The 16887-nt window shown below is 63.2% G+C and carries 16 protein-coding genes; 10 read left to right on the plus strand and 6 right to left on the minus strand.

Annotated features, from left to right (window positions below; translation table 11 throughout):
• Positions 1 to 95: 95 nt before the first annotated feature.
• Entirely contained in the window at positions 96 to 1955 is a 1860-nt protein-coding gene (locus NMG70_RS03570) for a patatin-like phospholipase family protein (protein WP_436798335.1), read from the plus strand.
• Positions 1956 to 2022: 67 nt separating this feature from the next.
• Here the strand turns inward: NMG70_RS03570 and NMG70_RS03575 are convergent, their stop codons facing one another.
• On the minus strand, positions 2023 to 3798 hold the full coding sequence (locus NMG70_RS03575; protein WP_254023262.1) for a tetratricopeptide repeat protein: 1776 nt from the start codon (positions 3796 to 3798) through the stop codon (positions 2023 to 2025).
• A 330-nt stretch (positions 3799 to 4128) separates the two neighbouring features.
• On the opposite strand from NMG70_RS03575, the gene NMG70_RS03580 reads away from it, so the two are divergent.
• Complete coding sequence (locus NMG70_RS03580; RefSeq protein ID WP_254023235.1) at positions 4129 to 5226, plus strand: helix-turn-helix transcriptional regulator; 1098 nt, start codon at positions 4129 to 4131, stop codon at positions 5224 to 5226.
• Between the two features lie 153 nt (positions 5227 to 5379).
• Here NMG70_RS03580 and NMG70_RS03585 read toward each other — a convergent pair whose 3' ends face one another.
• Positions 5380 to 6396, minus strand: coding sequence for a polyprenyl synthetase family protein (locus tag NMG70_RS03585; protein WP_254023236.1), 1017 nt, complete (start codon positions 6394 to 6396; stop codon positions 5380 to 5382).
• A gap of 162 nt (positions 6397 to 6558) precedes the next feature.
• Here NMG70_RS03585 and NMG70_RS03590 point away from each other — a divergent pair, with 162 nt between their 5' ends.
• The 6 genes from NMG70_RS03590 to moaB all read left to right on the plus strand — a co-directional run bounded on the left by NMG70_RS03590 (position 6559) and on the right by moaB (position 10274).
• A complete protein-coding gene (locus NMG70_RS03590; RefSeq protein WP_023799382.1) occupies positions 6559 to 6783 on the plus strand; it encodes a putative signal transducing protein in 225 nt (74 codons plus the stop codon).
• Positions 6783 to 7583 carry a tRNA1(Val) (adenine(37)-N6)-methyltransferase gene (locus NMG70_RS03595; RefSeq protein WP_254023237.1) on the plus strand — a complete coding sequence of 267 codons (801 nt, stop codon included), beginning with the start codon at positions 6783 to 6785 and terminating at the stop codon, positions 7581 to 7583. Before NMG70_RS03590 ends, NMG70_RS03595 begins: the two co-directional genes overlap by 1 nt.
• Before the next feature lie 85 nt (positions 7584 to 7668).
• On the plus strand, positions 7669 to 8535 hold the full coding sequence (locus NMG70_RS03600) for a S49 family peptidase (protein ID WP_254023238.1): 867 nt from the start codon (positions 7669 to 7671) through the stop codon (positions 8533 to 8535).
• 81 nt (positions 8536 to 8616) lie between these two features.
• Entirely contained in the window at positions 8617 to 8802 is a 186-nt protein-coding gene (locus NMG70_RS03605) for a hypothetical protein (protein WP_077381693.1), read from the plus strand.
• Between the two features lie 25 nt (positions 8803 to 8827).
• Entirely contained in the window at positions 8828 to 9730 is a 903-nt protein-coding gene (locus NMG70_RS03610; protein ID WP_436798345.1) for a 4-(cytidine 5'-diphospho)-2-C-methyl-D-erythritol kinase, read from the plus strand.
• Entirely contained in the window at positions 9717 to 10274 is a 558-nt protein-coding gene (gene moaB / locus NMG70_RS03615) for a molybdenum cofactor biosynthesis protein B (RefSeq protein ID WP_254023240.1), read from the plus strand. Before NMG70_RS03610 ends, moaB begins: the two co-directional genes overlap by 14 nt.
• A gap of 45 nt (positions 10275 to 10319) precedes the next feature.
• Here moaB and NMG70_RS03620 read toward each other — a convergent pair whose 3' ends face one another.
• The 4 genes from NMG70_RS03620 to NMG70_RS03635 all read right to left on the minus strand — a co-directional run bounded on the left by NMG70_RS03620 (position 10320) and on the right by NMG70_RS03635 (position 14483).
• Positions 10320 to 11285 (minus strand): phytanoyl-CoA dioxygenase family protein, encoded by a 966-nt coding sequence (locus tag NMG70_RS03620; RefSeq protein WP_254023241.1) that lies wholly within the window; start codon positions 11283 to 11285, stop codon positions 10320 to 10322.
• Positions 11286 to 11542: 257 nt separating this feature from the next.
• On the minus strand, positions 11543 to 12367 hold the full coding sequence (locus tag NMG70_RS03625; RefSeq protein WP_436798346.1) for an MBL fold metallo-hydrolase: 825 nt from the start codon (positions 12365 to 12367) through the stop codon (positions 11543 to 11545).
• Positions 12368 to 12564: 197 nt separating this feature from the next.
• Positions 12565 to 13848 carry a cyclase family protein gene (locus NMG70_RS03630; protein WP_367185488.1) on the minus strand — a complete coding sequence of 428 codons (1284 nt, stop codon included), beginning with the start codon at positions 13846 to 13848 and terminating at the stop codon, positions 12565 to 12567.
• Positions 13849 to 13976: 128 nt separating this feature from the next.
• Positions 13977 to 14483, minus strand: a complete 507-nt coding sequence (locus NMG70_RS03635) for a glycosyltransferase (RefSeq protein ID WP_254023264.1) — start codon at positions 14481 to 14483, stop codon at positions 13977 to 13979.
• Between the two features lie 151 nt (positions 14484 to 14634).
• Between NMG70_RS03635 and NMG70_RS03640 the strand changes: the two genes are divergently transcribed.
• Positions 14635 to 15789, plus strand: a complete 1155-nt coding sequence (locus NMG70_RS03640; RefSeq protein WP_254023265.1) for a PA0069 family radical SAM protein — start codon at positions 14635 to 14637, stop codon at positions 15787 to 15789.
• 158 nt (positions 15790 to 15947) lie between these two features.
• Positions 15948 to 16643 carry a ribonuclease HII gene (gene rnhB, locus NMG70_RS03645; protein ID WP_254023243.1) on the plus strand — a complete coding sequence of 232 codons (696 nt, stop codon included), beginning with the start codon at positions 15948 to 15950 and terminating at the stop codon, positions 16641 to 16643.
• Positions 16644 to 16887 lie beyond the last annotated feature (244 nt).

The following is a 16887-nucleotide window of genomic DNA, read 5'->3' on the forward strand; positions in this document are numbered from 1 at the left end:
GAGCGCCCAGCGATCAGTCCCGCGCCTCAGCCGTTCGGCGGCTCATGTGTGGTATCATTCGGCAAGGCGTCCAGCACCCTCGAGGAGACAAAGTCATGGATTCCCAAGGGATGGCTCAGATGTCCTCCGTCGATTCTCTTGCAGCGAGTTTATTGTCGGCAACATTGATGTTCGATCGGGCGTCGTTGCTGGCGCTCGAGGCTTTAGCTGCCGAATCCGACCGTCGGGTCCTGAGACGCGGTGAGGTTCTGGTTCGCGAAGGCGATGCGTCGGACAGGTTTTTCATCGTGCTGTCTGGACGCTTTACGGTACACAAAGGAGATTCGACTGGCTTGGTCGCCGAGATCGCACAGGGTGAACTCATCGGTGAAATCGGTTTCTTCGCGGGACTACCCCGCACGGCCACTGTCCTTGCAGCGCGCGATTCGATCGTCCTTGAAATCGGTCGCAATCATTTCGAGAAGGCTGCCGAGACATTGCCGAGCCTGAGAGAGGCGGTCACAGTATTTCTGGCGCGCCGGTTTGCCACCCAATCTCCGAGTTCGTCGCGTCTCAAGGAACCTGCCAAGATCCGAACGCTTGCGATCATTGCAGCCGGCGGAAGTCGCATCTCACCGGTGCTCATCCAGCACCTGCGGCAAGCGTTCGACGCGGCCACGCGCGCTCGGTTCGTTTCCCGGCTTGACATCCAAGCGAAATTCCCAGGTCTTCCAATCGATGACCAGCCGATCCTTAACTGGTTGAACGAACTGGAGGCGGAAGCCCAATTCATCGTCTATGTTGCCGATGAGGAACCTAATGAATGGACCCAAGTCTGCATTCGCCAGGCCGATACCGTCCTGTTGCTGGCCAACGCGTCCTGCTCGCCTCGCCTGAACCCGTCTGAGCAACTGACGCTATCGGTCCATCCGCCATCGACCAGTCGGCTTGTCCTAATTCACGACAATCGCTCGGCTGCGGTCTCCGGTACCTCTGCATGGCTCGATGAGCGACCCTATGTTGACCAGCATCATCATGTTGCGCTGGACGACAGGTCTGATTTCCAGCGCCTGGTCCGATTTATTTCGGGCAAGGCATTGGGCTTCGTGGCGGCAGGGGGTGGGTCCCTCGGCAGCGCTCATTTAGGCGTCTACAAGGCTTTCGTTGAGGCGGGCGCTTGCTTCGACTATCTCGGCGGGACAAGTTCCGGAGCGGCGATGATGGCCGGCTTCGCAAGAGGCTTGGATGCCGACCAGATCGACCGAGGCACCCACAACATATTTATCAAGAGCCGGGCGTTTCGCCGTCCCACCTTGCCGCATTTCGCGCTTCTGGATCACAAAGCGTTTGATCGGGCCCTTCGGCTGGAATACGGCGACGTTCTGATCGAGGATCTTTGGCTTCCGTTCTTTGCGCTTTCGACCAATCTGAGCAGCCGTCAGCCCCATGTCCACCGTCGTGGAAAGCTCTGGCACGCCGTTCGGGCGTCCGGCTCCATCCCGGGCGTCCTGCCGCCGTTCTTTACAGATAACGGCGATATGCTGGTGGACGGCGCTATCATGAACAATTTGCCGCTGGAGCAGATGACGGAGCTCAAGACCGGACCCAATGTCATCGTTACCTTCGGGTCGAGTGCACCGCAGAAATACGACATAGACTATAACCGCATCCCCGGAGCTTCCGAACTGGCATTGGCCTTGCTGAACCCTTTCGGTCGTGCCCGCTTGCCTCGGGTTCCCAGCATGCTTCAGGTCATTGCCTCGAGCATGCTGGCACACCGGCCGCAGGACATTGCCGTCGGCGAAGAGGATATCCTGGTCTGTCCGGAGGTTCCGAACACGATCAGCTTCATGGATTGGAGTCGGCATTCCGAGTTGTTTTCGGATGCCTACGACCGGACGACCCGATGGATCGAGGAACATCTCCGCCAGAACGACTCAGGGCTCCGAGCGGTGCTCGGCACCGCGCACGATTAGCATGGCTTATAGTCCAGACCCTTAGCGGCAGCTGCGACGAGCCCCGCATAATCGAATTCAGAAGTATTCAACCCTTGGGCGCAGTCGCCGGACCGGGCTTGACCTTCGGGGTTTCCTGCGCCGTGTTGGATTCGATCGGCGGCAGGCCCTTCAGCAGTTTCTGCTGCAAGGCGGCGAGCACGCCGGGATCCGGCCTCAGGTCGCGGGCCTGGTTCCACTGGAAGGTGGCTTCCAATTTGCGGCCGACCCGCCAATAGGCATCGCCGAGGTGATCGTTGAGCACTGGATCTTCCGGCTTCAACGAAACGGCACGTTCCAATTCGCGCACCGCATCGTCGAACCGGCCAAGGCGGAAATAGGCCCAGCCCAGCGAATCGACGATGTAGCCGTCGCTTGGCCTGAGATCGACGGCCTTCTGGATCATCTCAAGGCCTTCGCTGAGGTTGATGTTCATGTCCACCCAGGAATAGCCAAGATAGTTCAGAACCTGCGGCTGGTCGGGGAACAGTTCCAGCGCCTTGCGGAAATTCGGCTCGGCCTTCGGCCACTCCTTCAGTCGCTCATAGGCGATGCCGCGCTGGTAGAAAATGTTCCAGTCGGTGCGGGTCGGGGCCTTCAACATCGCCACCGCCCTGTCGTAGAGATCGGCCGCGGAGCGGAAATCCTCCTTCGAGGCATAGACGCCACCGAGCGCCTGATAGGCGCGCATGTCGTCGGGACGCGCTTCGACGAGTGCCTTGAGATGGGCGATGGCCTCGTCATAGCGGTCGAGATCGGCAAGGTTGAGGCCGAGCTGCAGTTCCGACAGCGTCTTCAGCGGCGAACTGGCCGGGATGCGGCGATAGAAGGCGATGGCGCCCTCGCCGTCCTTCAACTGCTCCGAAACGGCGGCGAGCTGGACGAGGGCCGCGTCGCTGTCGGGCCTCAGTGCCAGGGCGTATTGCAGATAGAGGCGGACGAACGGCTCGCCGCCGCCGCGATTGAGCGCGGTGGCGAGATTGAGCAGGATTTCCGAGGCGCCGTCGGACGGGCCGGCAACGAAGGGCTCGATCTTCTCGCCCTTGGTGATCCTGTCGCGGAGCGCTGATATCTCGACCTTGCCGGGTGCAAATGCCTCGGCCTGATCGAGCACGGACAGCGCCTTGTCCTTGTCGCCCTTGCGGGCAAGGAAGGAGGCATAGGCCTGCGCATTGCGCATCCAGGTTTCGGGCGCGGCGGCGCCGGTCGCGGTGTCCTGCAAGGTGGCGGCGTAGATCGCATCCGCCTTTTCGGGCAGGCCCGAGGCATCGGCGATAAGCGCGCGATGGAAGGATTTGAAGAGGCCGAACCAGTCCGGGCCCTGCAGCTTGTCGATGGAGCCCATGGCCTCGCCGGGGTCGCCGGCGCCCTGCTTGGCCCAGCCGGTCATGACGCCGGAGATCAGCCGGTCGAGATCCGATTCGAGCGAAAGCTTGAGCCAATATTCGGCCTTGGAAAAGTCCTTCTTGTGAAAGGAGCCGACGGCTAGCGCCAGGCGCGAGAACCGCTCGACGTCGGGAACCGTCTTGAGCTTGTCGGCATAGACCAGGGATTCTTCGAATCGCCCTTGCGCGATCAGCGACAGCATCAGGCTTTGCTGCAACGAGGTATCACCGGGAGCGAAGGCGAGCGCCTGCTTGTAGTAGGCGATGGCGCTGTCGAGATCATTGTCGCCTTCGGCGACCCGTGCGGCAAGATAGGCTCCCGAGAACGACGTGATATTGACTGGCTCGGTGGTCTCCTTGGCATAGGCAGGCAGACCGGAGACCGCCATGCCCGTCACAATTGCCAGCCCTGTCAGCCAGCGCGCACATCCTTGCCGCATCGTATCCCTTTCAGTCGAAGCCATGCCCGCGTCAGCGGGATCGCCGTTGACTCGATCTTTCCAGGCAAAGCATGGCCTTTTTGGGGTGACGCTTCAACCCGGCCCGAATTCACAATCGGGTAATGCTATCAAAAACCACGCGGGAAGGCGCCCAGCTGCGACCGTCGACCGCGCTTTGCCGGCCAGGCGGGCTGCCGGCCCGTCCCGCTGCAGCACCGGCGCCGCGATGCCGTAAGCGATCCGTAAGCGGCGGGCGGCGAAAGTTTCCGCAGCGGAATGATGCGTGGAACCGTGCAGATGGATGCCGTTGCTTCGCCCAGGAAGATGCCGATGCTGGATATGCCGCAGGACCAGCAGGCCTTCGCCATTGTCGATCTTATCTACGAAGCGGCGTTCGCGGCCGAGCTGTGGCCGGAGGTATTGGCCGCGGCAAGCGCGATCTCCCGCTCGGCAAACGGCGCGATCTTTGTAGTCAGCGATCATTCGCCGGTCCGCGCCATCACCGAAACGCATGTCCAGCCCTTGCTCGATGAGTTCATGAAGGGGGAGACTTGGCGGTTTTCCGATAGCGTGAGGCGCATGTGCGCCACGCAGCCAGCAAGCTTCGTGCGGGTCGATAATTTCATCACCTGCGAGGAGATCGAGCGCGAGCCCGTTCGCAAAAGTGCCACCGCGTTTGGCATCGGGCCGCATCTATCCACAGCCATCCCCATGCCTGGCGGCGAACTTGTCCTTTTTGTCTTCCAGCGCTGGCTGAAGGACGGGAGTTATGACCAGGCCGCAATCGATCTGTTGAACGGACTGCGTCCGCACCTCGCACGGGCCAGCCTTGTCGCCGGGCGCCTGGGTCTGGAACGGGTAAGGACCGCCGTATCCATTCTCGGCGAAATCGGGCTGCCAGCTGCAATCATGAGTGGATCGGGCCGCGCGCTGACGGCCAATCCCTCTTTCGAAGACATGGCCGATGTCTTCCTTCCCACAGCTCATGGCGGCATGGCGATTGCCGATCAAACTGCAAACGCGCTTTTCCAGCGGGCCATCGCACAGAACCGGGACCGCGTCGTGCGGTCCATCCCCGTTGCGGCCACCAAGGGGCGGCCCGCGCTGGTCGTTCAACTGTTGCCGCTGCGCCGCGCCGCGCACGATATCTTTTCGGGTGCGGATGTACTCGTTGTCGCAACCACGGTCGGTACCGGCGCCACTGTTCCGTCGCCCAATGTCCTTTCAGGCCTGTTCGACCTGACGCCGGCGGAAGCCCGGCTCGCCGTCGAACTGGCCTCCGGCCATTCGGTGCAGGAGGCGGCCATGGAAATCGGCATCGCCGTCAAATCGGCGCGCACCTACCTCGAGCGGATCTTCCGGAAAACCGAAACCAGCCGTCAGAGCGAGCTCGTGGCGCTGCTGAAGAGCGCGTGGTCATTTTCATGACTTCGACAGTTTGCCGGGCGCGCTGGCAGTCACGGAGCCCTGCCCTACTTGCTGACCATGCTGCTGCGGAACGTGGATGATTTCACCGCCGCAATTTCGGGAAGACCAAAATCACGGGCCGGCGCGTTACCGGCCAAATGTCGGCGATGTCTTTCAGTTCACCCGGCTGATGCAGAAATCGATGACGTCGATCAGCGCCGATTTCTGCGGCGTCGCTTCAAGCGGCGCCAGCGCGTCGCGGGCGATCTCGCCGAAATGGCCGGCGCGCCCGATGGTGTCGGCGATAGCGCCGTGGCGGGTCATCAATCCGATCGCCTTTTCCAGCCCCGCGTCATCGGTGACATTGTCCTCGATGGCGCGCTTCCAGAAGGTGCGTTCGGCCTTGGTGCCGCGCCGGTAGGCGAGGATCACCGGCAGCGTCACCTTGCCTTCGCGAAAGTCGTCGCCGACATTCTTGCCGAGATCCTTGCTGGTGCCGCCATAGTCCAGTGCATCGTCGATCAGCTGGAAGGCAAGGCCGAGATTCATGCCATAGGAGCGCAACGCCGCGCGATCGTTTCGCGTCGCCTGGGCGATGACCGGACCGACCTCGGCGGCGGCCGAGAACAGGGCAGCGGTCTTGGCCTTGATCACCGCGAAATGCTCATCCTCCGTGGTTTCGAGGTTCTTGGCGGCCGCGAGCTGCATCACCTCGCCCTCGGCAATGATCGAGGCGGCGCTGGACAGGATGTCGAGCGCTTCCAGCGAACCGACATCGACCATCATGCGGAAAGCCTGCCCAAGCAGGAAATCGCCGACCAGCACACTCGCCTGGTTGCCCCAGATCATGCGGGCGGTCTTCTTGCCGCGCCGCATGCCGCTCTCGTCGACGACATCGTCGTGGAGGAGCGTGGCAGTGTGCATGAACTCGACTGATGTGGCGAGCTTGACATGGCCCTCGCCGGAATAGCCGAACATCTGCGCTGAGGCGAGCGTCAGCATCGGCCTCAGCCGCTTGCCACCCGAAGAGATCAGGTGGTTGGCAATCTCCGGGATCATCTCGACGTCGGAACCGGCCTTCGACAAGATCAATTTGTTGACGCGCCCCATATCGGCCGAAGTCAGGTCGATGAGATCCTTAATGGAGGCGGCTTCCCGCTTCCCGTTTTCGATGTTGAGAACGACACCCACGACAAACTCCCGTCTTATGTCACGCGCACGACGGCACCCCGATACCGCGGCAGACTCTAGGGCGCTACCCACAGGCACGGCAAGAGGCGATTTGGCGCGGTCGAGGTGGCGACGGAAGCCACCCACGTTTACATAGACGCTACAACCTGCGAGTTTCTGCCTATGATAGAGCTTATCCGTACCAACGACGCCGTGATCATCTCCTTTGTCGAATCGCTGATGCGCGATGCCGGCATCGGCTGTTTCGTCGCCGACCAGAACATGAGCGTACTCGACGGTTCGATCGGCATCCTGCCCAGGCGCATCATGGTCGAAGCCGACCAGGCCGATGCGGCGCGGCGCATCCTGACGGATGCCGGCATCGCCAACGAGATGCGCCAGAAGTAATGTCCGCGGCGCGCGCCACCGTTGTCCAGGACACGCCGGCGCATACGGTCGATGCTTTCCATCGCGGGCGGTTCTGGCTGGTGCAGCCGAAACAGGCAGGCCATCGCGCCGGCATGGACGCCATGATGCTGGCAGCTGCCGTGCCGTCCTCCTTCGCCGGGCGCCTTGCCGATTTCGGCGCGGGTGCTGGCGCCGCAGGCCTGGCCGTGCTGTCGCGCTGTCCTGATGCCGAGGCCGTGCTCATCGAACGGTCTCCGGAAATGGCGGCCTTCGCCGCGACGACGCTTGCCCACCCCGGTAATGCGCATCTCAACGACCGCGCCTCGGTGCTCGCCGCCGACGTCGCGCTGTCGGGCCAGGCGCGCACCGCCACTGGGCTTGCCGACAATTCCTTCGATTTCGTCATCATGAACCCGCCCTTCAACGCCGCCGAGGATCGCGCCACGCCCGACCCGCTCAGGAAGGCGGCGCATGTGATGGAGGACGGGCTGTTCGACAGCTGGATCCGAAGCGCGGCTGCTGTGGTCAGGCCGCGCGGCGGTCTTGCCGTGATTGCCAGGCCCGATCAGCTCGGCGCCATCCTCGATGCGATATCGGGCCGCTTCGGCGACGCCGAGATGCTGGCCGTCCATCCCCGCCCCGAGGCAGCGGCGATCCGCATCGTCGTCAGGGCAATCCTCGGCGCACGCGGAAAACTGTCCATCCGCCCGCCGCTGATGCTGCACGCGCAATCCGGTGACGGCCCAACGGAGCGGACCGAGATGATCAACAACGGGATGGCTTCGCTGTTCGGCGACTGACCCTTTTTGGCCGGCCCGGCGTGGCGGCATTGCCATTGGCCGGCGAATCCCTACATGCCATCAAGCCAATTTGACCGGAGACCCCGTGAAACGCTTTCTCAACCGCCTGCTGCCGAAATCCTGGCGCTCCGACATCGTCACCATTCCCGTCATCCGGCTGCATGGCACCATCATGCCCGGCGGCGGCCCGTTGCGGCCGAGCCTGTCGCTGGCGTCCACCGCCGGCCCCATCGAGAAGGCGTTTTCCTTCGACGCGCCCGCGGTCGCCATTTCGATCAATTCGCCGGGCGGCTCGCCGGTGCAGTCGCGGCTGATCTTCAGACGCATCCGCGACCTGGCGACGGAGAAGAACAAAAAGGTTCTGGTCTTCGTCGAGGACGTGGCGGCGTCGGGCGGCTACATGATCGCGGTCGCCGGCGACGAGATCTTTGCCGATCCGTCGTCTATCGTCGGTTCGATCGGCGTTGTGTCTGCCTCGTTCGGCTTTCCCGAATTGTTGAAGAAGATCGGCGTCGAGCGCCGCGTCCACACGGCCGGCCAGAACAAGGCGGTGCTCGATCCGTTCAGGCCAGAGAAGAAGGAAGATATTGAGCGGCTGAAGGCGCTGCAGCTCGAGGTCCACGAGACCTTCATCGACCTCGTCAGGGACCGGCGCGGGCCCAATCTCAAGGACGACCCGGACCTGTTCACCGGCCTGTTCTGGACAGGCAAGAAGGGGCTGGAACTCGGCCTTGTCGATGCGCTCGGCGATATGCGCAGCGTGCTGAGGGCCCGTTTCGGGCCAAAAACCCAGCTCAAGCTGATCACGGCGCCGCGCGGCCTGTTCGGCCGATTCGGCTGGTTCGGCTCAAGCAGAGAGGGCTTTTCGGCGCCCGAGATCGCCGCTGCTGCCGCAAGCGGCGTGATCGATGCGGCGGAAGAGCGCGCACTATGGGCGCGCTTCGGGCTTTGAAAACCCGGCGAAAGCGTTTAACTTAAAAGCTTGACCGGCCCGACCGGCGCCGCAGTCGGCCTTGCGAGGGAGGAGTTTGACATGCCACAGATCATTTTCTTTATCGCAGTCGGCCTGCTCGCCTATTTCGGCTATCGCTCCTTCGTCAGGGAAGCCGAGCGCGTGACGGCCAAGATACGGCGCACCGAAAAGCAGGCTACCAACGGCACAATGGGCACGCTGGTCAGGGACCCGAAGACCGGCGAATACCGCCTGGCCAAGGACTGACATTATCCCCTTCGTGACTGACACAGTGGCTTCCGGCAATAGGGTCCGGGCATTGCATGCGCATGCCAAGATAAATCTCGCGCTGCACGTCACCGGCAGGCGCGCCGACGGCTATCACACCATCGAGAGCCTGGCGGTGTTCACGCGCTTTGGCGACAGGGTCGAGGTCGAACTCGCCGACAGCGACGGGTTCTCAGCCTCCGGCCGATACGCGTCCGCGGTCCCGCTCGACGACGGCAACCTGGTCGTGAAAGCACGCGATGCGCTGCGAAAACAGGCTGGTCCGCGGCATACGCCGCCGGTTGCAATCAGGCTCGAAAAGAACCTGCCGGTCGCATCCGGCGTCGGCGGCGGGTCGAGCGACGCGGCAACGGCGCTGCGCGGGCTGGTTGAGGCATGGAGACTGGGCCTCGACGATGCCGACCTGGCGCGGGTCGGCCTCTCGCTGGGCGCCGACGTTCCCATGTGCCTTATGGCAAAGCCGCTGATCGCGCGCGGCGTCGGTGACGAACTGTCGACCGTGCCGGGCTTTCCCGCACTCGGGCTGGTTCTCGTCAATCCTGGCACTGCCATCTCCACGGCCGATGCGTTCAATGCGCTTTCGGATCGCGACAATGAGGGACTGCCGCCGCTGCCGCGCGACCTCCACTTCCACAGCATCCGCAACTGGCTGGAGATCACCCGCAACGATCTCGAGCCTGCCGCGCGCGCCATCCAACCGATCATCGGCAAGGCGCTGTCGGTGCTCAACAAGGCCGGAGCGGGGTTCGCGCGAATGTCCGGTTCCGGTGCGACCTGTTTTGGGCTGTTCGAGACCGGCAATGTCGCGAAGCGCGCCGCCGTCGACATCCGCAGCCGCCATCCTGGCTGGTTCGTCGCCGCGACGCGAAGCATGACATCGGAGCCTGACGCACATGGCCAGGATTGACGAAAGCCGTTCCTTCATTCCCGTGCGCATCGCGGTGCTGACCGTTTCCGATACGCGCAACCCTGCCGACGACAAATCCGGCCAGGCGCTGGCCGACCGCATCGTAGAGGCCGGCCATATTCTCGCCGCCCGCGACATCGTCACCGACGACCGCGAGAAAATCCGCGACAAGGTTCTGGGCTGGTCGAGGGACGAAGCGATCGATGTCGTCATCACCACCGGCGGCACCGGCTTTACCGGCCGCGACGTAACGCCGGAGGCGCTGGAGCCGATCTTCGAAAAGCGCATGGACGGCTTTTCCGAAGTGTTCCACCGCATTTCCTACGACAAGATCGGCACGTCGACGATCCAGAGCCGGGCGACTGGCGGCGTCGTCAACGCGACCTTCGTCTTCGTGCTGCCCGGTTCGCCCGGCGCCTGCAAGGACGCCTGGGACGGCATTTTGAAGCCGCAACTCGACTACCGGCACATGCCCTGCAACTTCGTCGAGATCATGCCGCGCCTAGACGAGCATCTGCGGCGCGGCGGCACCAAGACAAGTTAGACCAGTTCGCAAAAGGCTGTTTCGGGACCAGAATCAGCGCCAAAATCAGCGAATAACCGGCTCGCCGTGGAACCGCCGGCGCGAGGGCGGCGATACGCCGAAGCCGACTTCCATCATCAACCGCGGCTTGCGCGTCGGCACGGTGCCCATGTGGAAGCCGAAGGGATCCTCGACGAAGCCCGAACCCGCCTCGCCGGTCAGCGTAATCGGGCTCTGCGCGCCGTAGACATTCAGGACCTCTTCCGCGGGATGGCCGACGAGGAGCGTCAACTGGTGCTTGAGGGTGCGGCGGTTGTGGCTGCCGCGCACATAAACATGGGGACCAGTCTCGGCATCGACCGGATTGAGATAGAAGAAGAATTTCAGCATCCGCCAATCGTCCAGATCGAAGTGGTACTTGCCAAGCGACGCCAGGTTCTTCTCGGCGTCGGAGACGGAGCTCGTCGGAAAGCTCCACCAGACGCGCGTTGTAATCAGCTTCGCCTGGCTGCCGAGATAATGGGCTGCGATGTCAAGGAGCAGCGGGTCGCGCTGCACGGTAAGCGCGGCGTTGCAGTCGAGAACCCGCTCGAAAAAGTGGCCGCTGAGCAAGGGACGGCCGAAGTGCTTTTCGGCCTTCGCATGCTTGGCCGGCAGGAACTCCAGGCGACGATTGAAATTGCCGAAGCAGGGCGTGCGCTGGGCAAAACTGGCGATCTCTTCGTGGACCGACGACGGCAGCGCAAGCCCGGAAAAGAGGCCGTCCGAGCGGAGCGCGCTGACCACCGCATCACGATCGACGCCGGCGAACATCGTTTCCCCGGCTTTGTGGGCCGGTCGAACCGGTTTTGCACCACGCCAATGCAACCGTCGCGCCGGCATGGTGCGCGCCAGCATGAACATCGGCAGCCATGCCGGATTTTCACGAAGGTCCGACAGATAGGTCGGAATCCGCACGGCAATGCGGCGCAGCAGGCTGCCGTTTCGAGCGATCGACTCGAGGCTTGCAGCACCGGATTGGTCAGGGGTCATCAGGATCCTCAGCTATGAAGGCAGCGTCGACGAAACCTCGGCCGCTCACCGCTCCGGCGACACCCGGAACCGTCCGCCACATCAAAGGAATGGTAAGCCCGGGCCAGGTTTTGTGCAACGCACCATGAATGGATATGTCAGAATCCTTCTGGCAGGCTTGACGGAACATTAAGGCCCGTTGAGTTCGCGACAGCGTGTGATTTGGGCGAGGTGGAACGGTGAGGCCGCGCTCGGCGGAGAAGGCCGGAACGAAGCGATCAAACCCCTTCGAGGATGATGATCGTCGGCCGGTCTGGCAACGTCTTCAGCGAGACCGTCAGCGATCGGCCGGAGAGGAACTCCACCGCGAAATCGTCGCCCATCCTGCCAGTGAATTCGCTGATCGGGGTCGAATGGCGATGCATCGGCAGGATCATCGAGGAATAGAGCCGCGCGGTGATTTCGGTCATCCGGTCGAGCGACAGCGTCATGCCGCCGTCGATAGGCACCATAAGGATGTCGAGCCGGCCGATGGCGCCGTAATGCGCATCCTCCAGCCGGTGGTGCAGATGGCCGAGATGGCCGATGCAGAGTCCCGCCACTTCGAAGATGAAGATGGAATTGCCGTCCTTGCCGAGATCGCCGCCATTGCGGATATCCGTAGGCACGTTGCGGATATAGACATCGTCGACGACAAGCGCGTGACGCGCCGGACCGCCGTTCGGATTCCAGCCGCGCAGCACATATTCGATGCCGGGATCCGGACGGTCCGAATAATGGGTGCTGTGAGCCCTGTTCATGGTGACCACGCGCGGCAGCGGGTCGGCGCCGTGGACGCCGGAGAAGTCTGTGGCGATCCTGACGCCGGCGGGTGTCTCGATGACGTAGGTCGAATGGCCGGCATAGGTGATCGTAACGTCACCGTCGACGAAAGCCTGGGCCAGCCGAAACGTCTGCGCCTTTGGCGCTGTGAAGCTGGCATAGGTGGCCGACGGCAGCGCTTCAGCGATCGCAACGCATCTCGACGGCGGCGGCTGTTCCTGGGCCGAAGCGGCGAACGGCCAGAAAGCCACAGTCAGCAGAACGGCGGCGGACAGGCGGATCAAGGCTGTCTCCCGTGGCAGGATTGGCGCGCTCCTGCCACGATAGCGCTAGCAATCGTGGTGGCTATCGTCGGGACAGTCACGTTTTCGCGAGCGCCAGAGGGACTGGTCGTCTGGACCTTGTCCCGGCTTGCCGACAAATCGCGTGGAAAGGGACCCGCCACACCCCAGGCCGCCCCCGATGATATTGCCAGTGATCAGGGCGTTGGACGGAAGACGCCGTTCTCGTCGCGCTTGAGCGGCGCGGCTTGCCGGGAAAGCGGCACACCAGGCGCTTCGGTGACCGAGACGCCCTGTGTCCAGTCGGCGGGTGCAATCGCGACGTAGCGCGCATATCCGCCTGACCCGCCGAGCGGCTTGGCAAAGCCGATTGTGACCAACGCACCGGCCTCTGGCACCTTGTCAAGATTTGCAACGCCTTCTGCCTGCGTGAAATCGTTGTGAAGCAGCCAATGTTCGCCTTCGAGGTTGGGCGTGGTGTCGGTGTCGAGCGGCTCGTGGCCATGAAACAGAATCTTCCGCTCCAGATGCAGGAATTTCAGTGCGTCCAAACCAACGCCTGGAAACGGTTTTTGGTTGAAGCGGGCGGCATCGGACCATTTCTTGTACCAATCCGAACGCACGAAGACGACGGAGCCTTCCGGTATGCGGCCGTACTGCTTTTCCCACGCCTCGATGTCCGCGACCTGGAGGTGATAGCCTTCGTCAGTCTGCACCTTGTCGCTGATGTCGATGACGACGAGCGGCCGCACGGCATAGGTGGCCGGCAGGTCGCTGATCGTTGCGCCGAGCGGGTTCCAGTGGGAGGGCGGATCGAGCTGCGTGCCATATTGGTCCGTCGTCAGCTCGTAGGCGCTAGCGACGAACCCATGCTTGTCGTAGGTGAACTCTTCGCCGGCCTTGACGTAGCCCTCGATATCCTTCCCGGCGACAGCCGGTTTGAACTTGGCATTGGCGAAGCCCGGCCATACAGGCTGCACCGGCTCGAAGGCATGGGTCAGATCGATGTACTTGGCCGATTTGAGCGTGTTCTCATAAACCGACCAAAGCGACGATTCCTGCGCCACCGCGATCGTCGGCACTGACCAGGCGGCTGCCAGCAAGGCGATACGAACGAATTTAGAAACATTCATCTGCAATCTCCCGAACTGTTGCCGAGTATCGCGAGTTTCCCGCAGGACGACAAGCATATGCATTCTGCCTAGGAGTGTCGCGTCAATACGGATTCCACGGGGGCTGCCTAAACCGCGATCGCATGCAGAGCCCATCGGCACATTCAATTGCTTCAGGCACTCCGGATAAATGCACTGCGCCACGGCGAAGAAGTCATCATTTCGCGCGGCAACGATCCGATCGCGAAACTGAGCCGCATCCCCAAAACCAACGACCTGGGCTCCCTGATCGAAGAAGTCCGCGCCGCGCGGGCCAGGGCCAAGCCCGTCACGACCGAGGAGATACTGGCCTGGAAGCATGAAGGCCATCGCCACTGATGGCCTTCGTCCTTGATGCGTCCGTTGCGGCCGCATGGCTACTTTGGAGGAGCACAGTGTGGCGGCTCCCGGCGAAGGACGCGACGTTCACTCGCCCGCTCACCGGCAAGAGACGACCGTCACTTCGCCGGCGCCACCCAGATCTCGGCGTCGAGCTTCTTGGTGGCAAGGCCGCGGGCGATGGCCTCGGCGCTACGGGCGTTTTTCGACAAAGCCGCGGCCTGACGCTTGCTGATCACCAGCCCCTCGGCCAGTGCCCGGCTTCCCGAAAGCACCCGCGACAGGAACGGCACGCGGCTACCGCGCGCCCGCGAGAACCGCGCCGGCATGGTTTGCCTGGCGGTGTGGGCGACGACCTCGTCGATCCAGCCCTCGCCCAACCGCGCGCCCGGCTCCAGCAGCAAAAGCCAGTCGCCCTTGGCCTGCCTGATGCCGGCAGCAATGCCGCCGCTCGCGACATAAAGGCAGCCGGCATGCTCGGCAACACGGTGCGTCTGGTCGGTCGAGCCGTTGTCGCAGACGATGACCTCGCGCACCACGCCCTCGACCGCGCCGCCGATCAGCGAGGCGAGCGTGCGGGCAAGTCTTTCCTCGTCATTCAGGGTCTGGATGAGAACGCTGAGCATCGTTAGCCGAATAGCGGAAAGCCGGGCGCAGCGCCAGTTTTCGCGTCGCCCCATCAAAATGTTCTTGCTTTGTTCCATGAGATGGAATAGGATTATTTTCATGAACAGAGCGATTCGACAGCCAGCCGACAGTCCCTGGGAGAGGGCAAAGATGGAACAGATCGTGCGTGCCGACATTGCTGCCTTCGGGGCTGGAAGAGCCGAGATGGCCAATGCAATGATCGAGCAGAGCGGCGTCCGTATCCGCCCGGAGCGCAATCGCGGCCGGTCCGCCGGCATCAACCCATCCGGCCGGTTCGAATCGGTCAGCAGGCATGTGTTCGACGATGGCTGGAATTCGCTTGAGGAACTGCCGCCGTTCAAGACCGAGGTGCAGGTCGAGAAGCCGCGCACCATCGTCACCCGCAACGAATCGCCCGACATTTCCTTCGACCGCTCGATCAACCCGTATCGCGGCTGCGAACATGGCTGCGTCTATTGCTTCGCGCGGCCGACGCACAGCTTCATGGGCCTGTCGCCGGGACTGGATTTCGAATCGAAGCTGTTCGCCAAGCCGGATGCGGCGCGGCTGCTCGACAAGGAATTGTCGAAGGACGGCTACCAGCCGCGCACCATTGCCATCGGCACCAACACCGATCCCTACCAGCCGATCGAGAAGCAGTACCGGATCATGCGCGAGATCCTCGAAGTGCTGGAGGCGCGCGGCCACCCGGTCGGCATCGTCACCAAATCCGCGCTGGTGACGCGCGACATCGACATTCTGTCGCGCATGGCCGAACGCGGGCTGGCCAAGGTGGCGCTGTCGGTGACAACGCTCGACCGTATGCTGGCCAGAACGATGGAGCCGCGCGCGTCGACGCCGACAAAGCGGCTGGAGGCGATCAGGCAGCTTTCGGATGCCGGTATTCCGGCCTCGGTGATGGTCGCTCCTATCATCCCCGGGCTGACCGATCAGGAGATGGAACGCATCCTCGATTCGGCACGTGCGGCAGGAGCGCGCGAGGCCGGCTACGTCCTGCTGCGCCTGCCGCTGGAGGTCGCGCCGATCTTCAAGGATTGGCTGCTGCGCCATTATCCGGACCGCTACCGCCACGTCATGTCGCTGATCCGCTCGATGCGCGACGGCAAGGATTACGATTCGGAATGGGGCAAGCGCATGAAAGGCTCCGGCCCCTATGCCTGGCAGATCGGCCGGCGCTTCGAGATCGCTGCCAAACGGCTTGGCCTTAACGCCGAGCGGCGGTCGCTCAGGACCGACCAATTCGTCGTCGCAGCCAAGGCAACCGAGCAACTGATGCTGCTTTGAAGACATCGTCTGCCGCCGCTGCCGGCGGCAGGCGAAAAAAAAATCCCGTCCAGCCTGTCCTGTCCCCTGGCTTGCAGACGGTGCCCTCCGGGTCCGGTGCCTCAGCCGACCCGGAGGGGCTTGCGGAGAATCGGAGCCGATGCGAACCTCGCCGCAACATGGCTCGCGCGCGTTCTGATTCTCCGCTTCTCTTCGAAATCGTCGAGAGACCCGATTTCTCCTTCGAGACGAAGGCGATGGCCGAAGGCCTGTGGCCAGTGGCGGGAATGGACGAGGCCGGGCGCGGCCCGCTCGCCGGGCCGGTCGTCGCGGCAGCGGTAGTGCTCGATCCCGCCAACATTCCAGACGGCCTGGACGATTCCAAGCGCCTCAGCCACCTGCAGCGCGAGGCGCTGTTCCTGAAAATCCTCGGCTCCGCTCTTGCCGTGTCGATGGCCTCGGTCAGCGCGGAAGGCATCGATGGCAGCAATATTCTCAAGGCCAGCCTCGAGGCGATGCGCCGCGCCTTGGTCGGGCTCTCGGTGCAGCCAAAGCTGGCCCTGGCCGACGGCCGCGACGTGCCGCCCGGACTGCCATGCGAAGGCAGAGCGCTGATCAAGGGCGACCAGCGCTCGCAGTCGATCGCCGCCGCCTCGATCGTCGCCAAGGTGATGCGCGACCGGATGATGTGCGGCTGCGGCAACCGTCACGCGCATTACGGTTTCGAGCTCCATATGGGCTACGCCACGGTCCGCCACCGCACGGCGATCGAGGTGCATGGACCGGTGGCGCGGCTGCACCGCGCGTCCTTCGCACCGTTCCGGCTCGGCGGCACCGAGGTGCCGGACGAAGAGAGTTTTTCCGGTCTGGATTGAGGCGAGCGCCGTCGATTTTCGTGCCGGGTGGTGGAGATTGGCGAAAGCGGCGATGAGCTAATCTCCCCCCTTGCGGGTCCCTTGAGGGGGAGATGGCCGGCAGGCCAGAGGGGGTCGCCGCGCGTGAAGCGCCAACCTCCTCTTTCACAACGAATTGTCCGATAAGGCGTCGCGACGCCGAGGCGACCCCCTCTGTCGCCTTCGGCGACATCTCCCCCTTGCGGGCAGGGCTATCGCATATGAG

It is taken from the genome of Mesorhizobium ventifaucium, assembly GCF_935822925.1.
Lineage (GTDB): Bacteria > Pseudomonadota > Alphaproteobacteria > Rhizobiales > Rhizobiaceae > Mesorhizobium > Mesorhizobium ventifaucium.